The organism is Campylobacter sp. Cr9, from assembly GCF_020138295.1.
Classification (GTDB): Bacteria; Campylobacterota; Campylobacteria; order Campylobacterales; family Campylobacteraceae; genus Campylobacter_E.
The window spans coordinates 1-22008 of the sequence record NZ_JACGBH010000009.1; the positions used below are offsets into that span (position 1 = coordinate 1).

At 28.8% G+C, this 22008-nt stretch carries 28 protein-coding genes; 7 read left to right on the forward strand and 21 right to left on the reverse strand.

All coding sequences use genetic code 11. The features are described 5' to 3' along the window. Positions 1–391 precede the first annotated feature (391 nt). On the reverse strand, positions 392–997 hold the full coding sequence (locus AVANS14531_RS05425) for a Crp/Fnr family transcriptional regulator (RefSeq protein WP_336611614.1): 606 nt from the start codon (positions 995–997) through the stop codon (positions 392–394). A gap of 63 nt (positions 998–1060) precedes the next feature. Here AVANS14531_RS05425 and AVANS14531_RS05430 point away from each other — a divergent pair, with 63 nt between their 5' ends. The 3 genes from AVANS14531_RS05430 (at position 1061) to AVANS14531_RS05440 (ending at position 4201) form a co-directional block, all read left to right on the forward strand. Further along, positions 1061–2002, forward strand: coding sequence for a 4Fe-4S dicluster domain-containing protein (locus tag AVANS14531_RS05430; protein ID WP_336611615.1), 942 nt, complete (start codon positions 1061–1063; stop codon positions 2000–2002). After that, complete coding sequence (locus tag AVANS14531_RS05435; RefSeq protein ID WP_239817801.1) at positions 1992–2660, forward strand: cytochrome b/b6 domain-containing protein; 669 nt, start codon at positions 1992–1994, stop codon at positions 2658–2660. Before AVANS14531_RS05430 ends, AVANS14531_RS05435 begins: the two co-directional genes overlap by 11 nt. 173 nt (positions 2661–2833) lie before the next feature. Then, positions 2834–4201, forward strand: coding sequence for an MFS transporter (locus AVANS14531_RS05440; protein WP_336611616.1), 1368 nt, complete (start codon positions 2834–2836; stop codon positions 4199–4201). A gap of 55 nt (positions 4202–4256) precedes the next feature. Here the strand turns inward: AVANS14531_RS05440 and AVANS14531_RS05445 are convergent, their stop codons facing one another. The 20 genes from AVANS14531_RS05445 to gltX all read right to left on the reverse strand — a co-directional run bounded on the left by AVANS14531_RS05445 (position 4257) and on the right by gltX (position 17319). After that, positions 4257–5033, reverse strand: a complete 777-nt coding sequence (locus AVANS14531_RS05445; protein ID WP_336611617.1) for a hypothetical protein — start codon at positions 5031–5033, stop codon at positions 4257–4259. Positions 5034–5056: 23 nt separating this feature from the next. Then, positions 5057–5419 carry a hypothetical protein gene (locus AVANS14531_RS05450; protein ID WP_336611618.1) on the reverse strand — a complete coding sequence of 121 codons (363 nt, stop codon included), beginning with the start codon at positions 5417–5419 and terminating at the stop codon, positions 5057–5059. 2 nt (positions 5420–5421) lie between these two features. Continuing rightward, positions 5422–5853: a hypothetical protein gene (locus AVANS14531_RS05455; RefSeq protein WP_336611619.1), complete on the reverse strand. Its 432-nt coding sequence runs from the start codon at positions 5851–5853 to the stop codon at positions 5422–5424. A gap of 31 nt (positions 5854–5884) precedes the next feature. Beyond that, positions 5885–6355 carry a hypothetical protein gene (locus AVANS14531_RS05460; protein ID WP_336611620.1) on the reverse strand — a complete coding sequence of 157 codons (471 nt, stop codon included), beginning with the start codon at positions 6353–6355 and terminating at the stop codon, positions 5885–5887. 48 nt (positions 6356–6403) lie between these two features. Further along, positions 6404–6682, reverse strand: a complete 279-nt coding sequence (locus AVANS14531_RS05465) for a hypothetical protein (protein ID WP_336611621.1) — start codon at positions 6680–6682, stop codon at positions 6404–6406. A gap of 36 nt (positions 6683–6718) precedes the next feature. After that, positions 6719–8440, reverse strand: a complete 1722-nt coding sequence (locus tag AVANS14531_RS05470; protein WP_336611622.1) for an aminopeptidase P family protein — start codon at positions 8438–8440, stop codon at positions 6719–6721. Between the two features lie 9 nt (positions 8441–8449). Continuing rightward, on the reverse strand, positions 8450–8926 hold the full coding sequence (locus tag AVANS14531_RS05475) for a cysteine permease (protein ID WP_336611623.1): 477 nt from the start codon (positions 8924–8926) through the stop codon (positions 8450–8452). A gap of 28 nt (positions 8927–8954) precedes the next feature. Continuing rightward, positions 8955–9305 (reverse strand): 50S ribosomal protein L17, encoded by a 351-nt coding sequence (gene rplQ / locus AVANS14531_RS05480; protein WP_239817791.1) that lies wholly within the window; start codon positions 9303–9305, stop codon positions 8955–8957. Continuing rightward, the gene (locus AVANS14531_RS05485) at positions 9302–10309 is read right to left on the reverse strand and encodes a DNA-directed RNA polymerase subunit alpha (protein ID WP_239817790.1); all 1008 of its coding nucleotides are present in this window, start codon (positions 10307–10309) and stop codon (positions 9302–9304) included. The genes rplQ and AVANS14531_RS05485 overlap by 4 nt, the downstream gene beginning before the upstream one ends. 13 nt (positions 10310–10322) lie before the next feature. Next, a complete protein-coding gene (gene rpsD / locus AVANS14531_RS05490) occupies positions 10323–10949 on the reverse strand; it encodes a 30S ribosomal protein S4 (protein ID WP_239817789.1) in 627 nt (208 codons plus the stop codon). Positions 10950–10979: 30 nt separating this feature from the next. Then, positions 10980–11372 carry a 30S ribosomal protein S11 gene (gene rpsK, locus AVANS14531_RS05495; RefSeq protein ID WP_239817788.1) on the reverse strand — a complete coding sequence of 131 codons (393 nt, stop codon included), beginning with the start codon at positions 11370–11372 and terminating at the stop codon, positions 10980–10982. Between the two features lie 9 nt (positions 11373–11381). Then, on the reverse strand, positions 11382–11747 hold the full coding sequence (gene rpsM, locus AVANS14531_RS05500; protein WP_239817787.1) for a 30S ribosomal protein S13: 366 nt from the start codon (positions 11745–11747) through the stop codon (positions 11382–11384). Between the two features lie 3 nt (positions 11748–11750). Further along, positions 11751–11864 (reverse strand): 50S ribosomal protein L36, encoded by a 114-nt coding sequence (rpmJ, locus tag AVANS14531_RS05505; RefSeq protein ID WP_214117768.1) that lies wholly within the window; start codon positions 11862–11864, stop codon positions 11751–11753. A gap of 320 nt (positions 11865–12184) precedes the next feature. Then, the gene (locus AVANS14531_RS05510; RefSeq protein WP_336611624.1) at positions 12185–12469 is read right to left on the reverse strand and encodes a hypothetical protein; all 285 of its coding nucleotides are present in this window, start codon (positions 12467–12469) and stop codon (positions 12185–12187) included. After that, positions 12470–13237 (reverse strand): hypothetical protein, encoded by a 768-nt coding sequence (locus AVANS14531_RS05515; RefSeq protein WP_336611625.1) that lies wholly within the window; start codon positions 13235–13237, stop codon positions 12470–12472. 100 nt (positions 13238–13337) lie between these two features. Further along, the gene (infA, locus tag AVANS14531_RS05520) at positions 13338–13556 is read right to left on the reverse strand and encodes a translation initiation factor IF-1 (protein WP_214117771.1); all 219 of its coding nucleotides are present in this window, start codon (positions 13554–13556) and stop codon (positions 13338–13340) included. A gap of 135 nt (positions 13557–13691) precedes the next feature. Then, entirely contained in the window at positions 13692–14084 is a 393-nt protein-coding gene (locus AVANS14531_RS05525) for a rhodanese-like domain-containing protein (RefSeq protein WP_239817781.1), read from the reverse strand. Position 14085: 1 nt separating this feature from the next. After that, positions 14086–14709, reverse strand: coding sequence for a uracil phosphoribosyltransferase (gene upp, locus AVANS14531_RS05530; protein WP_336611626.1), 624 nt, complete (start codon positions 14707–14709; stop codon positions 14086–14088). After that, positions 14696–15943, reverse strand: coding sequence for a malic enzyme-like NAD(P)-binding protein (locus tag AVANS14531_RS05535; protein WP_239817779.1), 1248 nt, complete (start codon positions 15941–15943; stop codon positions 14696–14698). Before AVANS14531_RS05535 ends, upp begins: the two co-directional genes overlap by 14 nt. Next, positions 15940–17319, reverse strand: a complete 1380-nt coding sequence (gltX, locus tag AVANS14531_RS05540; RefSeq protein WP_336611627.1) for a glutamate--tRNA ligase — start codon at positions 17317–17319, stop codon at positions 15940–15942. Before gltX ends, AVANS14531_RS05535 begins: the two co-directional genes overlap by 4 nt. A 63-nt stretch (positions 17320–17382) precedes the next feature. On the opposite strand from gltX, the gene AVANS14531_RS05545 reads away from it, so the two are divergent. The 4 genes from AVANS14531_RS05545 to AVANS14531_RS05560 all read left to right on the forward strand — a co-directional run bounded on the left by AVANS14531_RS05545 (position 17383) and on the right by AVANS14531_RS05560 (position 21961). Then, positions 17383–17949, forward strand: coding sequence for a hypothetical protein (locus AVANS14531_RS05545; RefSeq protein WP_239817777.1), 567 nt, complete (start codon positions 17383–17385; stop codon positions 17947–17949). Positions 17950–17957: 8 nt separating this feature from the next. After that, positions 17958–19685 (forward strand): EAL domain-containing protein, encoded by a 1728-nt coding sequence (locus AVANS14531_RS05550; RefSeq protein ID WP_239817776.1) that lies wholly within the window; start codon positions 17958–17960, stop codon positions 19683–19685. Then, the gene (locus tag AVANS14531_RS05555; protein ID WP_336611628.1) at positions 19685–20896 is read left to right on the forward strand and encodes a Y-family DNA polymerase; all 1212 of its coding nucleotides are present in this window, start codon (positions 19685–19687) and stop codon (positions 20894–20896) included. Before AVANS14531_RS05550 ends, AVANS14531_RS05555 begins: the two co-directional genes overlap by 1 nt. Positions 20897–20998: 102 nt before the next feature. Further along, a complete protein-coding gene (locus AVANS14531_RS05560; protein ID WP_336611629.1) occupies positions 20999–21961 on the forward strand; it encodes a hypothetical protein in 963 nt (320 codons plus the stop codon). Positions 21962–22008 lie beyond the last annotated feature (47 nt).

The following is a 22008-nucleotide window of genomic DNA, read 5'->3' on the forward strand; positions in this document are numbered from 1 at the left end:
GAAAATATTTAAAAAATTGTGAAAAAGTTGTGGAAAAAAATATAGTAAAAATATGAAAAAATATAGTAAAAATATGAAAAAAATGTGAAAAATATGGATAAAGTTTTTAAGTTATTTAGTGTGAAATTGGATTGATAGATGGTTTGAAAGGGTTGGGGGTTGGTAGTTTAGTGTGTGGTTTGATTTGGTTTAGTGGGATTTATGGCTAGTTAGAAATTTATATGTAAAGTTTATAATATAAATAATTATGAAAAATTAAATTCCTGTTTTAAATTCTTTTAGATAGTTTTATTTTTAGTGTTGTGGTTAGAAAAATGATTTATGTTTAAAGAATTTGGGATAGGAATTTAGATTTTAAATCTAACATTATCAAGGCCTTATTTCAAATTCTTTAATCACAAATCCTAATAATTCCCCTTTGCATTGTGATTTTATTTTCACTTTTTAATTCTTTTAATATTTTTGTTACAACTTCTCTTGAGCTACCAACAGCTCTTGCTAATTCTTCATGGGTGATTTTTAATTCATTATTGCTTGCATTATCCTTTATGTATCTTAAAACACGATTTGCAAGTGGCATAAAAGCAAAATCTTCTAAAAATCTCATAATTTCACTAAGTCTTTTTGAAACAATATCTAATTTTAACTGCTTAAATTCTAAATATTTCTCGCTTAATTCTTCTAAATCTTTGCTAGGAATTAGCCATACACTAGTGTTTTTTACAAACTCAATATTCACATCAAAACTAATATTATTTAACACGCAAGAAGCAGACAATAAACAATATTCATCGTTTGATAAATTAAAAATATCAATCTTTCTAATGCCATTATCAATAAATATTTTGATACTTCCATCAATAATAAATATAAGCCCTTGGCATTGCCATAAATCATCGCCCTTTTTATAGGTCTTAAACAAGCCTTTTTCTAAACACTTTTTAATTAGCTCATCATTTGTAAATATAGAATTTAAAAAATTTTCAACTTTCTTCATTGTAACTTTATCACATACATAATTTTTAAAAACATTTATACTTTATCAAAAACAAGGAATATTATGAGTTTAGATAGAAGAAATTTTTTAAAAATAGCAGGAATTGCTAGTGTAAGCAAGGTTTTTGCAAATACAAATCAAGAAAAAAAGGCAAAACTAATTGATTTAAGCCTTTGCGATGGTTGTGCTGAATTTAAAACACCTTTATGTGTAAGCGCTTGTAAAACAAAAAATAAAGATGTTTTTCCTAAACCAATTAGCAATATACCAAACTATTATCCACAAAAATTTTATGAAGATTATCAAGACAAAAAAGATGAGATAAATAGACTAAATCCTTATAATTTCATCTATGTTGAAAAATTAAACATATATAATAAAAGCATAAATATCCCAAGACATTGCATGCATTGTGATGAGCCAACTTGCCTTAAAATATGTCCATTTGGAGCAATTAGCAAAGATAATTCAGCTGTTAAAATTAACCCTAATGTTTGTTTTGGTGGAGCAAAATGCAAAGATGTTTGCCCTTGGCACATACCACAAAGACAAGCAGGAGTTGGAGCTTATCTTAAAATAGCGCCCAAATTAGCAGGCGGTGGAGTTATGTATAAATGCGATTTATGTGCTGATATTAGCACGCCTGCTTGTGTGAGTGCTTGTCCTAAAAACGCTATGATATATGCAAATAAAGAAGAAATTAAATCACTAGCCTTAAAAAAAGCACAAGAATACAAAGAATTAGCTAAAGATAATGGCACATATATTTATGGAGATAAACAAAACGGAGGAACTGCTACTTTTTATGTATCGCCGATTTCGTTTGAAAAAATTCAAGAAGCAATAAGCAAAAAACACGCAAACAACACTCAAGGAATAGCACATATGAAAGTAGATGTAAATAACAAAATAACCAGTAATGACAAAATAATTAAAAGTGTTTTATTAAGCCCTATTGCAGGGGTTTTGGCAGGTGTCTTACTAAGGAAGAAAAATGAAAATTAAAAGACAAAGTATATTTAATCAAATAACTCATTTAGGAATAATGATTAGTGTTTTTGCATTGATTTTTAGTGGTATTTTGCAAATGCCTGTCGCAAAAAGATATATGATTTATAAACTACCTTTAATGTCGTGGAGCACGGATTATTATATTAGTTTGATGGTTCATTATATTTTTAGCATTAGCTTGATGTTTTTTGTGTTTTTGCATATTACTTTTTATATTTTACGCAAAGATTTTTCAATGCTTCCAAAAAAAGGTGATATTAAAAAAAGCATAAAATTAATCTATGCAATAATTTTTAATAAAGAAGAAGAACCTTGCGAAAAATATCTACCAGAGCAACGCCTTGCATATTTAGGACTTGTAATTATTATGGCTATTATAATAATCACAGGGCTTATTAAAACTTATAAAAATTTAGCAGGGGTTTTGATTAGCGAAAACTCTTTATTTTTGATAGCATTACTACATAATATAGGAATGTTTTTGATAATTTTTTGGATATTTATACATTTATTTGCTTTTGTTTTTAAGGCTAATAGAGCGCTTTTAGGTGCTATGTTTGGTGGAAAAGTTGATGCTAAATATGTATTAAAAAGGCATAAATTATGGCAAGAAGGTGTGAAAGCTGCTAAGAAAGTTTTAAAACTTTCTTAATCTTGCTTATAAAACATATAAACCAAATTCCTATTTTAAATTCTTGCGTCTAAAACAACATAAAAACAACCCAATATTAATAAAAAATTTTTTTAAAGGTAAATCTATAAATTTTATTTTTCTTTAAAAAAACTTGAAATAAAATTATTAAAATTTTATTAAAAGGATTTACTATGTTATCTTTTTTAAAACCTGTCAAAAAAGATAGAAAAATCAAAGATGAAGAGTTGTTAAGCACTTACTATAAATATAGAAAACTTTCTTTAAGTGGTGTTTTTGTTGGTTATATGGGATATTATTTAGTAAGAAACAATATCACCTTATCAACCCCATTAATCAAAAACGATTTAGCAGTTAGCAATACAGAAATAGGACTTATAACAGGCTCAATGCTTATAGCTTACGGAATTAGTAAAGGAGTTATGAGTGCTTTAAGTGATAAGGCTGACCCTAAAAGATATATGGCATTAGGTCTTATTTTATGTGCTTTAATCAATGTAATATTAGGTTTTTGCAATGCTCTTTATGCTTATGTTGCAGCAGTAATTGCTCTTGGAGTATTTCAAGGAATGGGAGTTGGCCCAAGCTTTATCACTTTAGCTAATTGGTATCCTAAAAAAGAGCGTGGAATTTATACTGCTATATGGAACATAAGCCATAATATAGGCGGAGGCTTAGTAGCTCCTATAATTTCTAAATCTATTTTAGTTTTATCTCCTGTATTAGGAATAGCCGCTGCTGATTTTAATGCAAATTATTGGAAAATAAATCATTTTTATGTCCCTGCAATCTTGGCAATATTAATTAGTATTTATGTTTTATATGCCGTAAAAGGTAGCCCAGCAAATGAAGGTTTAAAAGAATTAAGCGAAATCAATAAAATGCGTGGCTATGAAGAAGATATTAAAAATCAAGCTTCAAGCACCAACCTTAGTAGCCGTGAAATCTTTGTGCAATATGTATTAAAAAACCCTAATGCTTGGTATGTTGCTTGGATGGATACTTTTGTTTATATGATTAGATTTGGACTTATTAATTGGCTTCCTATATACCTTTTATCTGTAAAAGGTTTTAGCAAAGAGCAAATGCATACTGCATTTTTATTCTTTGAATGGGCTGCGATACCATCTACAATGCTAGCAGGTATTATTTCTGATAAATTATTCAAAGGTCATAGAATGCCACCTGCAATTTTAGCTGTATCAATTATATTTTTTATGATTATTGGATATTTTACAAGCGATAATATTTATTACACGATATTTTTTGCAGCTGCTGCAGGGTGCTTAATATATGTTCCGCAATTCTTAGCAAGCGTTCAAACAATGGAAGTGGTTCCTGCCTTTGCTGTGGGTTCTTGTGTTGGACTTCGTGGCTTTATGAGTTATGTTGTTGGTGCCTCATTAGGAACTATGGTTTTAGGAAAAATTGTTGATGCATTTGGCTGGAGTGCTGGTCTTTATATGCTTTTATTTGCTTGTGTTATGTGTATAATTTTTTCATTATTATGCCATTTTGGAAGTTTAAATAAAAAATTCTAATATCTAATTTCCTATTTTAAATTCCTTAAAAAATTCGTGGAATTTGAAATAGGAATTAGCTTTTATTGTTTAATCTGTTATAAACAATAATAATCACAAATATACTTAACATAACGGCTAAATGTTTTAATGGCTCTATAACGCCTTCATTACTTGCAAAATAACCATGTGCAAACTCTATAAAATAATGAATTATCAAAGGCATTGACAATAAAAACAAATAAATACTTCTAAGCCTTATGCAAACTGAAATTATAAGTAAAATCAAAAAAGAAACTAAAATATAAAAAATATCTATTAGCTCATAAAGAAGTAACGAGCAAGTAAGATATAAAATAATGCTAAAAAAATAATGCATATTTTCTTTAGCGATTGCAAATACAAATATAGATATAAAAACAAATACCATTAAACAAATCAAGAAAAGTCCATTAGATTGAGTAGCCAAACTTATAGGATAAAGTATGCTAAAACAAATATGAATACATATTGCAAAGCCTAGAAAAAAATCTTTTAACACATAAGCAAAATTAATTTTATCTTTATCAATTAATAAGTTAAATAAAACCACTATAAAAGATGGGATAAATACCACTAAAAAAATAATTTGAAGTCCTACAAAAGGAATTAATAAAAATATATCTTTATATACTGCTTTTTCATCTATAAATACACGAAATATTTTAGCGATATCATCAGGTTTTATAAGCAAGTATAAAGCAAAAAATAAATAATAATAAATATTTAATTTTTTAATAGAAAAATAAAAAGCTATGAAAGATTTTTCATTTGATTTAATCTCACTTATTAACCAGTTTAAAAAAGTCTTCATAACTATCCTTTATTATAAATAAATTATTTTTTAGCAAATCTATCTTTCATTAAAGTTAAGTTTGCAAAAATTAGCAAATCCAAATAACGCTGAATAATAGAAAATACAAAAGATAAAATCAAAAAACTAAGAACAAATACACAAATAGCTAAAATATCATCACGCACAAAATCCCTAGCTATCAAAAAGGCAATGCTAAAACCTAAAGCACCAAAAATAAAACTTACTACCTCGCTAGTTTTTAATCTTGAGATTTTGCCTTTTAGAATATACGAAGCCTTACAATTAGGGCATTGTAAGGTATGAATGCCTAAGTCTTTTTTGTAAGAAAATGATTTTAGCTTTGAAATATTATAAGAGCAAAGCTCACATTCTTTATAAAACATTTTCATCTTTTTACAAGCTTTATGAAAAAATCTTTCAATTTATTTAATCTAGTTTTTTTAACTTCTAATTTCTCATTATCATCAATTAAGACAAATTTAGAAAATATAAATAAATTTAAATAATGCTCAAGCATTGTAAGAAAAAGCCCAATACCTAAAAAAGATATAAGCCATACAAAGATTAAAAAGACAACATTCTTACTCACAAAATCACTACACAAAAACACGCAAAAAAACGGAAGTAAAAACGCAGCCCATCCAAAAATCTCGCTAACAATAGCATATATCATCACAAAAGATATTTTAGGCTTTAATCCATAAGAAGCCTTACAATTAGGGCATTGCAAGGTGTAAATTCCTAAATCTTTTTTATAGCTATATAGTTTTAATTTTGAAATCTTACAAGAGCAAAGCTCACATTCTTTATAAAACATTTTCATCCTTTCTTAAAAATTATTTAATTTCTTATAAAAGCTCTTCAAATACTTCATCTATTATATATGCTTTAAATTCTTTATCATTGTTTAAGCTTCCATTCCATTTATAAACAGCTAATATTTCTCTTAATAAGGCTATTATTTCTTTTTCATTTAATGTTTTATTATCTCTTATAGAAAGGATTTTATAAACTCTATTATAAACTACATTATCAATTTCTTGTTTGATATCATAATCTAAAATTATCCTTATATGCTCGCCTTTATAATATAAAATCCACAAAGATTTATTAAGCTTTGCATGGTCTAGCTCAGGGTCATCAAAATACATACAATTCATAAACCAGCAGTCTAATTCTTCATCTATTACAATGCGTTCTTCAAAAGGAAATTTACGATATTGTCTGAGATACCAATCATTAGAATATCTAATGCAAATATCTACAAAAGAATATTTCTTCTCTAATCTATCATCAATAATTGCATTTTTAAAAGCCATTTGCTTACCCTTTTTTAGCTCAAATTCCGATTTTAAATTCTTAAAACATCAATATATTAGCATAAAAAATAAGCCAAATATACCGCAATACAAAAGCAAATATATAAGAGTAAGTAATAAAAACTTAAAGCAATAAATAAAGTTTTCTATAAAATTATAAAGCTTGTAATTTTTATCCTTTGGTTTGTATTCTTTTAAGAGTTGTTTATAATAATAAAAGCAAAAGATAAATTTTAAAAACAACTTAAATCTATATTTTTTGTATGGATACGCTTCGATTAATAATGCTATTGCAAACACAATCATAGCGATAAAGAAATATTTCATTTTCGCTCCTAAATCAAATTCCTAATTCAAATTCTTTTAAAAATTCGTGGAATTTGAAATAGGAATTTCACGGCATTTGTAAGCTAGAAAATTCTTTAAGCAATCATCTAAATAAGGGCTTAGGGTATTTAAAACTCTTAAATGATAATCATTTAGCCACTTAATTTCATCAGTATTTAGCATATTTAAATCAATTAAATTAAGCTCAAATGGATACAAAGTAACTATATCAAATCTTAAAAAATCTCCATATTCACTACTCATCGCAAACTCACTTATAGCAAGGTTTTCAAGCCTTATTCCGTATTTGTTAGCGTGATATAATCCTGGCTCTATTGATGTTAGCATTCCTCTTTTTACTCTTGTATGCTCGCTAGCATTTGCATTAAGCGATAATACTTGCGGACCTTCATGAACATTTAAAAAATACCCTACCCCATGACCAGTGCCGTGCAAATAATCAAGCCCATATTGCCAAAGCTCTTTTCTAGCTATACTATCAAGTAATGGCATTTTGATATTTTCTGGATAAAGTATTTTTGAGATTGCAATATTTGCTTTTAGCACTAAGGTGTAATCTCTAATTTGCTCTTTGCTAGCTTTATTTATCTTAAAAACTCTAGTAATGTCGGTAGTTCCACACTCATATTGCGCTCCACTATCAAGGAGTAATAAGCCATTTTCATTTAAGAATTTTGCATTATTTTTCTTAGCCTTATAGTGAATTATGGCTGCGTTTTCATTAAATCCTGCAATAGTATCAAAAGAATTGCTTATAAAATACTCATTATCCGCTCTATAATTTGTCAAAATTTCATCAATCTTACACTCATCAACGCTTGATAAATCAGTATTTTCAAGCCAGTGATTAAATTTACAAAGTGCGATGCCATCTAACAAATGAGCGTATTTTAAATGCTTAATTTCATTAGCGCTTTTGCACGCTTTTTGCATTGTGCTTGGCAAAATCTCATTTATTATATTTGCTTTTATTTGACTTATAATTTTTGCGTTAGTATTAGAAAAATCGCAAATTATATTGCCTTTTAACGTCTTTAAATCATCGTAAAATTCAAAATAATCTTTATAAATTAAATCTTCATCTTTAGTAATTTCGCTTAATTTATTTTCATCAATATAAAAATAAGCCTTTGTTTTAGAAACAATCAAATAACTTAAAAAAACGGGATTGTATTCTACATCTTTTCCACGAAGATTTGTAAGATATGCAATATCACTAAGGCTTGAAATTACACAATAATCTATGTTTTTTTCGCTTAGTTCATTTTGCAATCTTTTTATTTTGTTAATGTTATCAACAAATTTAGGATTTTGATAAAATACTTTATCATTTGGCAAAGTTCTTGAATGAAAATCATTGTAATTTATTGTAAAATCAACTATTTTTGCAACTTCGCTTAATTTTAAATAATTTGTATAAGAGATTGTTCTTAAGTCTAATAAAGCAGTTTTATTGTTAAAATTATCTTTAATATAGCTAATATAATCAGGACTTTTTATTAGCTTAAAATCTTGCTTTAGCTCATTTTCGGCTTGTAAAAAATATCTACCATCAGTAAATAAAAATGCTTCGTTTTTGCTAATTAGCAAAGTTCCTGCCGAACCACAAAAACCACTTAAAATTTCTTTAAGTTTAAAATACTCATTAATATACTCGCTTAGATGAAAATCTGCATTAAAAATCAGCATAAAATCAGCGTTAAATTCATTTAAAATATTTCTTATTTTTGTAAGCATAGTTAATCCTTAATAATATCCTAAACATAAAGTATTTGTTAGTTTGATTTTTTTCTCAAATGGTTCAGGTGCGAAATAGCAACATTTTTCAATATAAATATGAGAGTTTTTAGGAATATTTAATTTTTTAAAAAAATCTTCTAAATCTATAAATTTTATCCCTGAAATTTCTACAAGTTTTATTATTTCTAATAGATTTGAATTATTGTTTGGGTTTAAATGCGATGGAGCTAAATTACTCATAGAACAAAAAGCACTAGCTAAAACCAAACCACTTAAATTAGAACATTCCGAAATCAAATTCTCATATTTTTTTGCGATAGTGCTTTTATCCAAAAATACAATTCTAGAATTAGGATATTGAGCGTATTTGATATTCTTCCAAAATTTATAAGCATTTTGTGAGATATTTGCTAATTCGTAAAGTTCTTTGTTGAGTATGTAGTTTTCTAAAGTTTGATTATAAGGAAGTGTGATTTTATTCATAATATTTGAGTGCCGAAGCACTCAATAATTATACTAGCTCAATATAAGCCATTGTAGCCGCATCACCACGGCGAGTTCTTGTTTTGATAATTCTTGTATAGCCACCATTTCTTTCTTTGTAGTTTGGTGCTATTTCTGTAACTAATTTATTTGTGCATTCTTTATCTTGTAAAGCTGCAAATACTGCTCTATGAGCGTTAAAATCTCCAACTCTAGCACGAGTGATTAATTTCTCAATATAAGATCTTAATTCTTTAGCTTTTTCTAAAGTTGTTTCAATTTTACCATTTTTGATAATTGCAATACTTAAATTTTTTAATAAAGCTGCACGATGAGTGCTAGTGCGACCTAGCTTTCTGTATCCGTGTCCGTGTCTCATTTATTATCCTTTATTTCTTTTATTTTTTCAATAAGTTTATCTTTATAAGCCTCAACAGAGTTAGAACCTATTGGATAGCCTATTTCTTTCATAGCATTTAAAATTTCTTCTACTGATTTCTTACCAACATTCTTTAAATTATTTACATCGTTTTCGCTCATTAAAGCTAATTCGCCTATAAATTCAATGCCAGCTTTTTCTAAACCATTGTTACTTCTTACGCTTAAGCCAAGTTCTTTAACGCTCTTAAGTAAAGCAGAAAAATCAAACTCTTCTGTATCTTCTTCGCCAATTAATCTTGGGCTTGTAGTTGCTATTTTGTTAAATACCATCATTTGTTGATACATAGCATCTAAAGCATTCTTAAACGCATCTTCAGGAGTTATTTGACCATCAGTTGTTATTTCAAATACAATTTTTTCATAGTCAGGATTATCTTCATGTAAAACCTTTTCTATTGAATAGTTTGCATTTCTAACTGGTGTAAAAAACGCATCAAGAGCTATAAAACTACTATCAGTTTTTTCTCTTAAATCTTCGCTTGCTACATAGCCAATACCTTTTTCAATAACTAATGTAAAATCTAACTCAGTATCTTCATTTATAGTAGCAATGTAGTTATCAGGATTTACAACTTCAATTACATTATTAGCTAAATCACTACCTTTAATTTCTCTTGGCCCTTTAAAGCTAAAGCTTACTTCTTCTCTCTTACTATCTTCGTTTTTAATTTTAAAACGCATATTTTTAATATTGATAATAAATAAAGAAATATCTTCTACCATACCTCTTTTGCTATCAAACTCATGACTTACGCCATCAATTTTAATAGCAGTTGCTGCATAGCCAATTGCACTAAGGCGTAAAAGCCTGTGCAGTGGATGTGCTAATGTAATGCCAAAACCAATTTCAAAAGGCCAAGCACTTATGCGTGCTTTGTTTTCGCCGATATTTTCAATAGTAAATTCATTTGGCATATGAGCTGTTGTAACTACTTTTCTCATGTGCTACTCCTTATTACTTAGAGTATAGCTCTACTATGAATCTTTCCTCAACAGGAATGACAACTTCTTCTCTCTCAGGTTTTCTTGTGAAAATTCCGTATTTTTTGTCTTTTTCAACATCTACCCACTCAACAATACCTGTTTGATTTGTAAGTTCTACTGCTCTTACGATTTGAGGATTGTTTTTGCTCTTCTCTACAACTTCAACTTTAGCACCTGGTAATACTCTATAACTTGGAATATCTACTCTTTTACCATTTACTAAAATATGTCCGTGAGTTACAAGTTGTCTTGCAAAACGGCGAGTTGTAGCAAATCCCATTCTATAAACTACGTTATCTAGTCTTTGCTCTAAGAATTGAATTAAAATAGCACCTGTGTTGCCATCTTTTCTTGCAGCTTCTTGGAATAATTTTCTAAATTGCTTTTCGCTTACACCATACATGAATTTAGCTTTTTGCTTTTCTCTTAATTGTAAGCCGTATTCGCTAATTTTACCTCTTCTTTGACCATGCTGACCTGGTGCATAAGGTCTTTTATCTAAAGCACTCTTACCAGCTAGTCTTCTTTCACCCTTCATTGCAAGGCTAACGCCTAATCTTCTTTCAATTTTCTCTACTGGTCCAGTATATCTTGCCATACTATTTTCTCCTATATTCCTATACTTATATTATACACGACGGCGTTTTGGTGGTCTGCAACCATTATGTGCTAATGGTGTAATGTCTTTTAAGAAAGTAACTTTAATACCTTCAACTGCACCAACACTCTTAACAGCAGTTTCTCTACCGCTACCAGGACCTTGAACACGAATACCTACTTCTTTAATTCCGTGTTCTTTAGCTTTATTTAAAGCATCTTCAACAGCTTGTTGTGCTGCAAATGGAGTTGATTTTTTAGAACCTTTAAAACCTAATCCACCTGCACTACTCCATGCTATCGCATTTCCCATTTCATCAGTAACTGTTACCATTGTATTGTTAAAAGTTGCACTAATATATACTACACCTTTTGCAATATTCTTTTTAACTAATTTTTTCTTAACTACTTTTCTCTTAGCCATTATCTATCCTTACGCTTTTGCACCAACGGTTTTTCTCTTACCCTTGCGAGTTCTAGCATTTGTCTTAGTCTTTTGACCACGCACTGGTAAACCTTTTCTATGTCTTAAACCACGATATGAACCTAAATCCATTAAAGCTTTAATGTCCATAGCAACTTGTTTTCTTAAATCACCCTCAACTAAATAATGTTCTTGGATTTCTTTACGAATAGTTGCTGCTTCATCTTCGCTTAGTTCATAAACACGCTTGTTTGGATCAATACCAACAGCAGCTAAAATTTTGCGTGAAGTAAATAAACCTATACCATAGATATAAGTTAAGCCATATTCAATTCTTTTTTTCTTTGGTAAATCAACACCTGCAATACGAGCCATACCTTATCCTTGTCTTTGTTTGTGTTTTGGATTTTCGCAAATAATACGAACAACGCCTTTTCTCATAACGACTTTACATTTGTCGCACATTTTCTTAACAGATGGTCTTACTTTCATCTTGTCTCCTAAAAAATAATTTGCTTTCCACTTTTTTACAATCTGCATTTTTAGGTATCACGAATTACCAACTAATATTTAAACGGTGGAAAATTCACTTAAATATTACTTCTTCACACAGATAAATTGCAAAAGTGCTGATGATATCACAACAAAATTAATATAAGTTTAAATATTAGATTTATTTGTATTTCCGAATTCAAATTCTAAAGATTTTTTAGCAATTTAAAATCAAGATATAATTTAAAAAAGTATTTGTAAATTTTGAAAATTATTTAATTACGGATTTAAATTCCACTTGGAATTTATTTCCGTATTAATTAAAATATTTTAAATTTCTTTAATGCCTTAAATATTACATAAATTACTCCAGCAATAATAATCCATGGCAATATCATAAATACATAAAAAATACCACCAACACTAAATAACAAAACCACTGATATTGTGATAATTGCAAGTATAATAAGTTTTTTTAATATATTATTTTTTGCATATTTTAGTATTTCTTCTATATTTGATGTGCCATAGATTGCACTTTTGTGAAAAGCCCTTGCAAATTCACATTCTTTAAGACCAACTAAATTATTTATTAAATTTGTCATTTATTCTCCTATATGTTTAATGCTAGTTTTTGAAGTAAGTTTATAAATAGTTATCATTTCATCGCCATATTGTGAAATTAATTTTTTTAGATTAGGTTCGCAAAGCTGTAATATATTGTGTGGAGTTTTACTAGTTTTGTTAATTATGAAATAAAAAATAGCAATGAAAATAAGGTTAAATGAACCAAAAGCAAAACCAATTAATGGAATTAAACAAAGAACCACCATCGATGAGCAAAAAATTAAAACAATTTTACTTTTGCTATCTAAATTCTCTAAAGCACAATTTGCCTCATAAATAGGTTGAGTGGTGCTTTGGCATTCATACACCACATTTGCTCTTTCTAAAATAGCATTTAAGTTTAGGCTTTCTCCATTAGGATTTAACTTGCCTATAATTGCTAAAGTGCCTTTTATTCTAAAATTATTATTTACTTTAGTTTCTGTATTTACTGTAGATGTAGAACTATAAGAATTAGAAAAACTACTAACCCTGCCTTTTGTATCAATAGTTCCTGAAGTTTCCATACTTTCAGTATAGTTATCTCTTACTATGTTTAAAACACAATTAAATCCTAAATAACTAGCTAAATTTTTTAAAGATTTTTCCGCATCTTCATAGCTAATGCTAGATTTTGCAGTTATTTCTATTTCACTCATATAAATTAAACCATATTGAGTAACATCATTATTATTTACTAATAAAACACCCTTAAACAAATCATATTTGTTTTCATTTTGATTTTCATTTATTGCTAAATCACTCATTTTATCTCCTTCGGAGTAATAATACCCCCCCCCAAGATAAATGAATGGTAAATAAAATGAAAAAATAAATTAGAAGTTTAGCACCATAAAAAGTGCTAAATTATTTGTGTCTATAAGTAATGCGACCTTTATCAAGACTATAAGGAGTTAATTCCACTCTTACTCTATCTCCTGGCATAATCTTAATATAATGCATTCTCATTTTACCTGCAATGTGACATAAAATTACATGCTTGTTATCAAGCTCGACCTTAAAAGTAGCGTTAGGAAGTGCTTCAATAACTTCGCCATCAATTTCTATTACATCATCTTTAGCCATAATTTTCCTTTAAAAAAATGTAAAAAATCAATAATAACATAAAAACTATTAAAAAACTAAATTTATTATTAAATATGAATGATAAGAAGAATAAAAAGACCTATTTCAAAAAGAATTTGAAATAGGAATTAAGAATTAGTTTTTATAAGGAACTAATTTTATATTAGTTTTAAGTAGCTCGTTCATTCCACCATCAAGATTTAAAATATCATTAAAGCCGTTTTTCTCAAGCATTTTAGCAGCTGCTAAACTTCTTTTACCACTTCTACACATAATAGCAATTTTGCTATCTTTAGAGTAGTTTTTCGCTACCTCATCTATAAATTCAGCATTTATAGTGCCATCTTCTTTTAAAAATGTGATTAATTTAGCACCATCTACTACACCTGTTGCAGCGTATTCACTAGGCATTCTAACATCAATTAAAGCATAATCTTTATTAGAAAAATCATACTCGCTAATATTCATAGTAACAATATCAGCATTTAAAAACGAAAATAAACCTAAACTTAGCAATAACTTTTTCATATTAGTCCTTTAAAGTATTAAATATTCTATCTCCAGCATCGCCTAAACCTGGAACAATATAGCCTTTTTCATTAAGCCCTTTATCAAGACAAGCAGTAATTAAAGCTACATCAGGGTGAGCTGCTTTCATCTTATCTCTTGCTTCAGGTGCTGCAATAATACTTGCAAAAATTATCTTTTTTACACCTATTGACTTTAATCTATTTACCGCTGCAATCGCACTTCCACCCGTTGCAAACATAGGATCAATTATAATTGCAGTTTTATTTTGCATATCTTGTGGATATTTTTCAAAGAAAAACTCAGGCTCAAGCGTTTCTTCATTGCGTTGAATTCCTAAAAATCCCACACTAGCTTTACCTAATAAATCAAGTGCAATATCACTCATACCAAGTGCAGCCCTTAAAATAGGAACAATTACAATATCATCACTTATTACATCGCATTCGCAAGGCATTAACGGAGTTTGAACTACTACTTTTTCAGTTGCTAAAAACTCACAAGCTTCATAAATCACAAAACCACTAAGCTTTTTGATATGCTCACGAAAATCTCTGCAAGATGTGTTTTTATCCCTAATTTTCGCTAGATAAGTTGAGACTAAAGTGTTTTTAATTACCTTCATTTAAAAGCCTTTCAAAATACGCTTTCTCATCAAAATCTTTCACTAAAGCTATTCCTTCATCAACTGCAGCCTTTGCAACTGCTGTGCTAACATAAGCTTTTACCCTATCATCAAAAGGTTTTGGAATTATTAAATCTTTTCCATATTTTAAATCTTTGCCATATAATTTTTTTGTTTTTTCACTAACTTCAAGTCTTCCTAATTCGCTTAAAGCCCTTACAGCAGCAATTTTCATAGCCATAGAAATCTTTCTAGCTCTAACATCTAAAGCTCCACGGAAAATATACGGAAAGCCTAAAACATTGTTAATTTGGTTATCATAATCGCTTCTTCCTGTTGCAATAATTACATCAGGGCGAACCTTTTTTGCAAGCTCAGGTAAAATCTCAGGGTCAGGATTTGCTAAAGCAAATACGATAGGATCTTTTGCCATAGTTTTTAACATTTCTTCGCTTAAAGCTCCTGCTTTGCTAAGTCCTAAGAAAACATCAGCTCCTTTAATAACTTCGGCTAAAGTATCTTCATCACATTCTCTTACGAATTCTAATTTATGCTCGTTTAAATCAGTTCTTTTTGTATTGCAAACGCCTTTTGAATCTACTAAGAAAATCTTATTAACACCTAAAGTTTTGTATATTTTAGCACTTGCAATTCCTGCTGCACCTGCTCCACAAACAACTACTTTTAAATCTTCTAGCTTTTTACCTATTAAATCACAAGCATTTATAAGACCTGCAGCACTAATAATCGCAGTTCCGTGCTGATCATCATGCATTACAGGAATTCCTAAATCTTGAAGTCTTGCTTCAATCTCAAAACACTTTGGTGCTGCTATATCTTCAAGATTTATTCCACCAAAACTAGGGGCAATCGCTTTAACTGCTGCTATTATTTCTTCGGTATCTTGAGTGCTAAGTTCAATATCATAAGCATCAACGCCTGCAAATTTTTTAAACAAACACGCCTTACCTTCCATAACAGGCTTACCTGCAATACCACCGATATTGCCAAGACCTAAAACAGCCGAACCATCGCTAATAACTGCTACTAAATTACCTTTGCTTGTATATTTATAAGCTAAATCCGCATCACGAGCAATCTCTTCGCATGGATATGCAACCCCTGGAGAATACGCTAAGCTTAAGCTTTCGTATTCTTTCATAGGCGTTTTTATCGCCGTTGCTAACTTACCACCTAAGTGATACTCTAATGCTCTTTCTTTTAAATTATTCATACAATCTCCTTTAAAAATTTATTAAATCTTGCCTTTATTTCTTCATTTCCTAAAAATTCCATCATAGCATAAATGCTAGGACTTACAGTAGTTCCTGTTAATGCTAATCTTATTAATTGAGCTATGTCTTTTAGCTTAGCGTTATTGTTTTCTAAAAATTCTTTAATTCCTAATTCAAATTCCGCTTCAGTTTTTGCATCTTTAAACTCACTTACAAACTTAGCAAACAATGTTTTGCTATTCTCATTTACAAATTTTGCAACTCCGCTTTCTTCATAAGCGCTAGGAGCATTTACTATAATCTTTGCACTATTAATTAATTCTATTAAAGTCTTTGCTCTTTCTCTTAACATAGTTAATAAAAACGAGTAGTTTTTAATACTTGAAAAGTCAAATCCTAAGTCCTTACAAGCATTCACTAATCTTTCATCGCTTAAAGTCTTTATATAATGAGCGTTTATCCATTCTAGCTTTTGTGCGTTATATGTACTTGCACCTTTGCTAACATTATCAAAAGTAAAGCAATCTAGCATTTCTTGCATAGAAAAAATCTCTTGGTCTTTATTAGAAAAGCCAAGTCTAAGTAAGAAATTAAGCAATGCTTCAGGTAAATACCCCATAGCTTTGTATTCCATAACATCGGTTGCTCCGTGTCTTTTACTAAGCTTTTTGCCATCTTCTCCATTTATCATTGCTAAATGATAAAAATTAGGAACTTTAAAGCCTAGAGCTTCATATATAATTATTTGTTTAGGAGTATTAGAAAGATGATCATCTCCACGAATTACATCAGTTACACCCATTAAAGCATCATCAACAACTACAACGAAATTATAAGTAGGTGTGCCATCAGCACGAGCGATTACAAAATCATCTAAAATATCAGCAGCATTAAATCTTATTTCGCCTTTTACACCATCATTTACGATAATTTCTCCATCAAGTGGTGCTTTAATTCTAACAACAGGTTTAATTCCTGCTGGTGGAGTGCCTTTAAAATCTCTATATCTTCCATCATATTTAGGGCGTTCTTTTCTAGCTTCTTGCTCTGCTCTTAGCGAGTTTAATTCGTCTTCACTCATATAACAATAATAAGCATTTCCGCTATCAAGTAATTTTTGAATGTATTCTTTATAAATATCCATTCTTTTACTTTGATATGTGATTTCTCCATCAACTTTTAAATCAACCCATTTAAACGCTTCTAAAATAGCCTTTGTTGCCTCTTCGCTATTTCTTGCCATATCTGTATCTTCAATACGAAGAATAAACTTACCATTATTTCTTTTAGCATAAAGATAAGAAAAAAGTGCAGTTCTAAGCCCACCAATGTGTAAAAACCCCGTTGGAGAGGGTGCAAATCTAGTAACTATCATTATTATTAGCCTTTTGTGAATTTTTTGTAGTTATAATCACTTAAAATCACTTAAAGGTAAATAATGAGAAAAATTTTATATGTGCTAATTATTAGTGCATTTTTAAAAGCAAATCCTATTGCTTCAATAATTGCTAGTGTAAATAATGAACCTATTACAAACATTGATATATTAGAAGTTTCACAATATATGAATATAGACCAAAACGAAGCTTTAAAACTTTTAATTCAAAATAAAATATGCACTTCACTTGCTAAAAATTTTAAATTAGGAGTAAATCAAATAGAAATAAACGAAGAATTATCAAAAATAGCAGCAGCAAATAATGTAAGTTTAGACACTTTCATAGAACATAATCAAGATAAGATAAAAATCTTAAGTGATAATATAAAAGATGAGATTTTAAAAAGAAAATTATTTGATTTAATAGCACAAAATTATATGAAAGATGTAAGCGATGATGAAATTATAAGATTTTATAACCTAAATAAGGATAAAATGAACGGAGCATCTTATGAAATGGCAAAAGAACAAATAAAAAATTATTTAATAAATAAAAACGCTCAAGAGTCAGTTCGTAATTATATGGAAAAAGAAGAAGCAAAGGCGTCAATAAAAATGTTTAGGTAGGGTAAGGTATGAAAAAAACACGCTCAATTTTATCTAATTCTTTTAAAAATTTTGTTGTTACAACTTTTTTGTTAGTTGAGATTGCGGGAGCAGTTTTTGGGACTTTTAGATATTTTAGCGAAGTTAAAAGGATTGAAGAGCATCATAGAGTGCATAATATAAGCAATGAAAGCTTAAAAATTAGATTGCAACAAAACAAAGATCAGACCTTATTTCAATTTTTTGTATTCACTATAACTGTTTTTGTAGCAGCCTTAGCAAGCAATAGAATATATCAAAGAAGACTAAGAAAAGTAAAAAAAGATTTTGATAATTTCGCTGAGCTTTTGGCAAATTCTGTTAAAAAACATAAACCATTAAACCTATCAAAAGACTTAACATATAGCGAATTTCAAAAAATCGCTGATTCTTTAAATGAAGTTTTAAACGATATATATTATCAAGAAAATTACAATTCTTTAACCAAATTACCAAAAAAACAAAAATTCTTATTAGATATTTTAGAGCTTTACGAAAAATCAGATTGCCCTATAATAGTAAGCTATATTTATCTAAAAGACTATCAAAACCTATTAAAAAGTAGAAGTTTTAATCTAGCTGATAAGATTATTTTAGAATTAGCAAATAGATTTTCTAGCTTTTCAACCACATTAACGGATTCAAAAATTGCAAAAATTAGCGGTAACGGAGACTTTTTATTAGCATTCCCTTGTGCGAATGAAGTTCAAAAATGTTTTGATACTATGGCAGTTAAACTACACGAATGCTTTAGCGAAAGCATTAATTTTGGAAGCGATGGAATATATGAGCAAAGCGTAGGGATTGGCTTTAGCATACTAACAAGCGATAATTATAGTCAAATAATAAATGATACTTATAAAGCTGCACTACTTTCAAGCGTTCAAAAGGATAAATTATATTGCAATTATTCAGAAGAAGTAAAAGCTCAAATTGATAGTGAAGCTAAATTAGAAAACGATTTAAAAAGAGCTTTAGAAAAAGGCGAGCTTGATGTATTTTATCAAGCAAAAATCGGAGCTAATGACAATCTAGTAAAAGGTGCAGAAGCTTTAATTCGCTGGAAGAGAAATGATAAATTTGAAAATACAGAAAAATTCATAAGAATTGCAGAAAAAACCGACCTAATTATAAAGCTTGAAAAATTTGTAATCGCAAGAGTATTTCAAGATTTAAAATATTTACAAACTATCGGAATAAATATTCCTATTAGCATAAATATTTCAGCAAAACATCTTCATCATAAAGATATGATAAATTATCTAGTAGCAAATATGAAAAAATACAACATTTGCCCTAGCCTAATAGATATAGAAATTACTGAAAGATATAGATTAAGAGAAAATAGCGAAACGATATTAGAAAAATTAAAAGCGATAGGATTTTTAATAAGTATTGATGATTTTGGTAAAGATTATAGTTCTTTATCTTATATTAATAATCTTCCTATTGATACTATTAAAATTGATAAAAGTTTTATAGATGGATTAAATACTAAAGATTGTGATTTGATAAACGAAAACTCAAAAGCAATCATAATAGGGATTATAAAAATCGCAAAAACTATGAATAAAAGAGTTGTAGCTGAAGGCGTTGAAACAATTGAGCAAGTAAATTGTCTAAAAGAATTAGGCTGCGATGAATTACAAGGATTTTATTATCATAAAGGTGCAACACCTATGAATGAGTTTTTACAAATATATAAAAACAGATTTTAATGAAATTACATATAGATTTTGATAGCTATTTTGTAAATGCCGAAAGACTTATAAACGAAGAATTACGCAATGTTCCTTGCGTAATTTATGCAGGAAGTAATGAAGATTTTTTCACACAAGATGCAAAATATGTAGAAAACAAAATCGCTTTTATGACTTCAATAGAAGTTAATAAAACCCCCATAAAAAATATTGATTACAAGCATTTTACAGCCATTGCAGTATCTTATGAAGCTAAAAAATACGGAATAAAAGTAGGAGATAAATTAAATATAGCTTATCAAAAATGCCCTAATTTAAAAATCGCAAGAAGCAATATAAGGCATTATAAAGAACTAAGCTTTAAGGTAAAGACTTTTTTAGAAAGCAAAATCCCTGTAATTGAACAATTTAGCATTGATGAGTTTTTTGGAGATTTAGAAGGCTTTAAAAAAGATACCGAAGCACTAGATTATGCAAAATATTTGCAAAAAGAACTCTTAGAAAAATTTGGCTTACCAGCTAGTATAGGGATAAATCATAGCAAATGGGGTGCGAAATTTTTAACAGATTTAGCAAAACCATTCGGCATTAGAATGGAATACGATATGCAAAACGCAATTAAAGGCATTGATATAAAAGACTTTGCTGGAATTGGTAAAGAAATTCAAAAATATCTAAGAGCTTATGGTGTAAATACTTTAGATGAATTATTGCAAAAAGAATATTTATTAGATAAATACGGCAAACACGGCAAAAAAATCATCGCTAGAATTAAAGGCATTGATAATGAAAAAGTAGAAGAGATAAAAGATATCAAAAGCCACGCAATATCAAAAAGTTTTAAACCTATAAGTGATTATGAAGAGCTAAGGCGTAGGATAAAAATCCTTGCTAGATATTTAAGCGTTTGGATAAGCAAAAACGGCTTTCATCCTAGAAAAATTGATGTAAGCATAAAATACGGAGCTAATTACGAGCATACAAGCCTAAACCTCATCCAACCTTTTAGCGAAAAAAACCTACTAGAAAACTCATTAAAAGGCTTTGAAATACTAATGAAAAACGCTAAAAACAACAATGTTTATTATCTTGGAATAAGTGCAAATAATCTTGATAAAACTTATTGTGAAGATATTTTCAACACTAATGAAAAAAGCAAAAAACTAAACGAAACCTTATCAAAAATAAGAGATAAATTCGGAATAAACTGCATAAAATACGGAGATTAAATTCCTATTTCAAATTCCATGAAAATTTATAAGGATTACGAAATAGGAATTAAGATTTTTGTAATCTAGCCGATTTAAAGCAATAAACATTAAGGATTATTTATGATACACGATATAAGTGCTAGTAAAAATATGCCAGTAGCTTGGAAAATTGATGTTAAAAAGCACGAGTTAAATGAGGTTGAGCTAAAAGATTTAAATTATCATATAGAAAAAAATAATTTTGAGATAAAGACAAATAAAGAACAAGATTATAATGTATTTTTTAGACTTGATAAAGATAATATCGGTGTAAAAATAAATGAAAAAAATCTAAATAGATTAAAAGAATTTTTTGATAGCGATAATTTTATTGAAAACGACAAAGGCACCATCTTAGATAAAGATGCAGCTAGCTTTGTAGCTGGGTGGTTTAGTGATATTGCATATAGAAGAAATCTTCTAGCAGCTGATATGAATAATGATGGAGAATTAAGGGGCAAGGAATTTAAATATACATTTACGGTATTTAGTGAAGCTTCCGAAATAGTAATAAACGAAAAAACACTTGAAGAAGAACTAATTTCATATGCTATAGTAGGCACATATTTGCCTAGTATGGTGGCTTTGCCAGATGGTGAGAGTATGGATATTAGCAAGGCTTTAGATATAAGCTTAAATGATGATAAAAACCTTGATGGAGTGATAATATTTGGCGAGTATTTAGGGGCTGATGGTAAAAATAAAATTCATACATACATAGCTGATTGCAAATCAAGTGAAAATGAAATTGGTAATCCTATAGATACATTTAAAGTAATTTTTAAAAATAGTGATAAATTAAAAGAAAAAGAATTAGAAGAATTAAAAAAATTAGCAACCTTAGCAAAGCTAAAAAATCAAGGCTTAGAAAGTCTTACAAATGATGAAAAGAAACTCTTAAAAGATTTTTCTATAAATCTTAAAATAAGCGAAGACAAATTAAAGGATTTAATAAGTAGCGATAAATTAAAAGATTTTATATCTTATACAAAAGACTTTATAAATGAACTTAGCGAAACAAAATTGCTTGATATAAAAGCCTAATTCCGATTTTAAATTCCTTACAAATTTTAAAAGAATTTGAAATAGGA

Excerpts from the sequence above, each read along its gene's own strand:
- AVANS14531_RS05510 (WP_336611624.1), bottom strand. The coding sequence starts at position 12,469 with ATGACAAATTTAATAAATAATTTAGTTGGTCTTAAAGAATGTGAATTT.
- AVANS14531_RS05425 (WP_336611614.1), bottom strand. The coding sequence starts at position 997 with ATGAAGAAAGTTGAAAATTTTTTAAATTCTATATTTACAAATGATGAG.
- AVANS14531_RS05435 (WP_239817801.1), top strand. The coding sequence starts at position 1,992 with ATGAAAATTAAAAGACAAAGTATATTTAATCAAATAACTCATTTAGGA.
- rpsD (WP_239817789.1), bottom strand. The coding sequence starts at position 10,949 with ATGGCAAGATATACTGGACCAGTAGAGAAAATTGAAAGAAGATTAGGC.
- gltX (WP_336611627.1), bottom strand. The coding sequence starts at position 17,319 with ATGATAGTTACTAGATTTGCACCCTCTCCAACGGGGTTTTTACACATT.
- AVANS14531_RS05525 (WP_239817781.1), bottom strand. The coding sequence starts at position 14,084 with ATGAAAAAGTTATTGCTAAGTTTAGGTTTATTTTCGTTTTTAAATGCT.
- AVANS14531_RS05455 (WP_336611619.1), bottom strand. The coding sequence starts at position 5,853 with ATGTTTTATAAAGAATGTGAGCTTTGCTCTTGTAAGATTTCAAAATTA.
- AVANS14531_RS05460 (WP_336611620.1), bottom strand. The coding sequence starts at position 6,355 with ATGGCTTTTAAAAATGCAATTATTGATGATAGATTAGAGAAGAAATAT.
- AVANS14531_RS05555 (WP_336611628.1), top strand. The coding sequence starts at position 19,685 with ATGAAATTACATATAGATTTTGATAGCTATTTTGTAAATGCCGAAAGA.
- infA (WP_214117771.1), bottom strand. The coding sequence starts at position 13,556 with ATGGCTAAAGATGATGTAATAGAAATTGATGGCGAAGTTATTGAAGCA.
- AVANS14531_RS05430 (WP_336611615.1), top strand. The coding sequence starts at position 1,061 with ATGAGTTTAGATAGAAGAAATTTTTTAAAAATAGCAGGAATTGCTAGT.
- AVANS14531_RS05545 (WP_239817777.1), top strand. The coding sequence starts at position 17,383 with ATGAGAAAAATTTTATATGTGCTAATTATTAGTGCATTTTTAAAAGCA.
- upp (WP_336611626.1), bottom strand. The coding sequence starts at position 14,709 with ATGAAGGTAATTAAAAACACTTTAGTCTCAACTTATCTAGCGAAAATT.
- AVANS14531_RS05450 (WP_336611618.1), bottom strand. The coding sequence starts at position 5,419 with ATGTTTTATAAAGAATGTGAGCTTTGCTCTTATAATATTTCAAAGCTA.
- AVANS14531_RS05560 (WP_336611629.1), top strand. The coding sequence starts at position 20,999 with ATGATACACGATATAAGTGCTAGTAAAAATATGCCAGTAGCTTGGAAA.
- rpsM (WP_239817787.1), bottom strand. The coding sequence starts at position 11,747 with ATGGCTCGTATTGCAGGTGTTGATTTACCAAAGAAAAAAAGAATTGAA.
- rpmJ (WP_214117768.1), bottom strand. The coding sequence starts at position 11,864 with ATGAAAGTAAGACCATCTGTTAAGAAAATGTGCGACAAATGTAAAGTC.
- AVANS14531_RS05485 (WP_239817790.1), bottom strand. The coding sequence starts at position 10,309 with ATGAGAAAAGTAGTTACAACAGCTCATATGCCAAATGAATTTACTATT.
- rpsK (WP_239817788.1), bottom strand. The coding sequence starts at position 11,372 with ATGGCTAAGAGAAAAGTAGTTAAGAAAAAATTAGTTAAAAAGAATATT.
- AVANS14531_RS05535 (WP_239817779.1), bottom strand. The coding sequence starts at position 15,943 with ATGAATAATTTAAAAGAAAGAGCATTAGAGTATCACTTAGGTGGTAAG.
- AVANS14531_RS05465 (WP_336611621.1), bottom strand. The coding sequence starts at position 6,682 with ATGAAATATTTCTTTATCGCTATGATTGTGTTTGCAATAGCATTATTA.
- AVANS14531_RS05475 (WP_336611623.1), bottom strand. The coding sequence starts at position 8,926 with ATGAATAAAATCACACTTCCTTATAATCAAACTTTAGAAAACTACATA.
- rplQ (WP_239817791.1), bottom strand. The coding sequence starts at position 9,305 with ATGAGACACGGACACGGATACAGAAAGCTAGGTCGCACTAGCACTCAT.
- AVANS14531_RS05515 (WP_336611625.1), bottom strand. The coding sequence starts at position 13,237 with ATGAGTGATTTAGCAATAAATGAAAATCAAAATGAAAACAAATATGAT.
- AVANS14531_RS05440 (WP_336611616.1), top strand. The coding sequence starts at position 2,834 with ATGTTATCTTTTTTAAAACCTGTCAAAAAAGATAGAAAAATCAAAGAT.
- AVANS14531_RS05470 (WP_336611622.1), bottom strand. The coding sequence starts at position 8,440 with ATGCTTACAAAAATAAGAAATATTTTAAATGAATTTAACGCTGATTTT.
- AVANS14531_RS05550 (WP_239817776.1), top strand. The coding sequence starts at position 17,958 with ATGAAAAAAACACGCTCAATTTTATCTAATTCTTTTAAAAATTTTGTT.
- AVANS14531_RS05445 (WP_336611617.1), bottom strand. The coding sequence starts at position 5,033 with ATGAAGACTTTTTTAAACTGGTTAATAAGTGAGATTAAATCAAATGAA.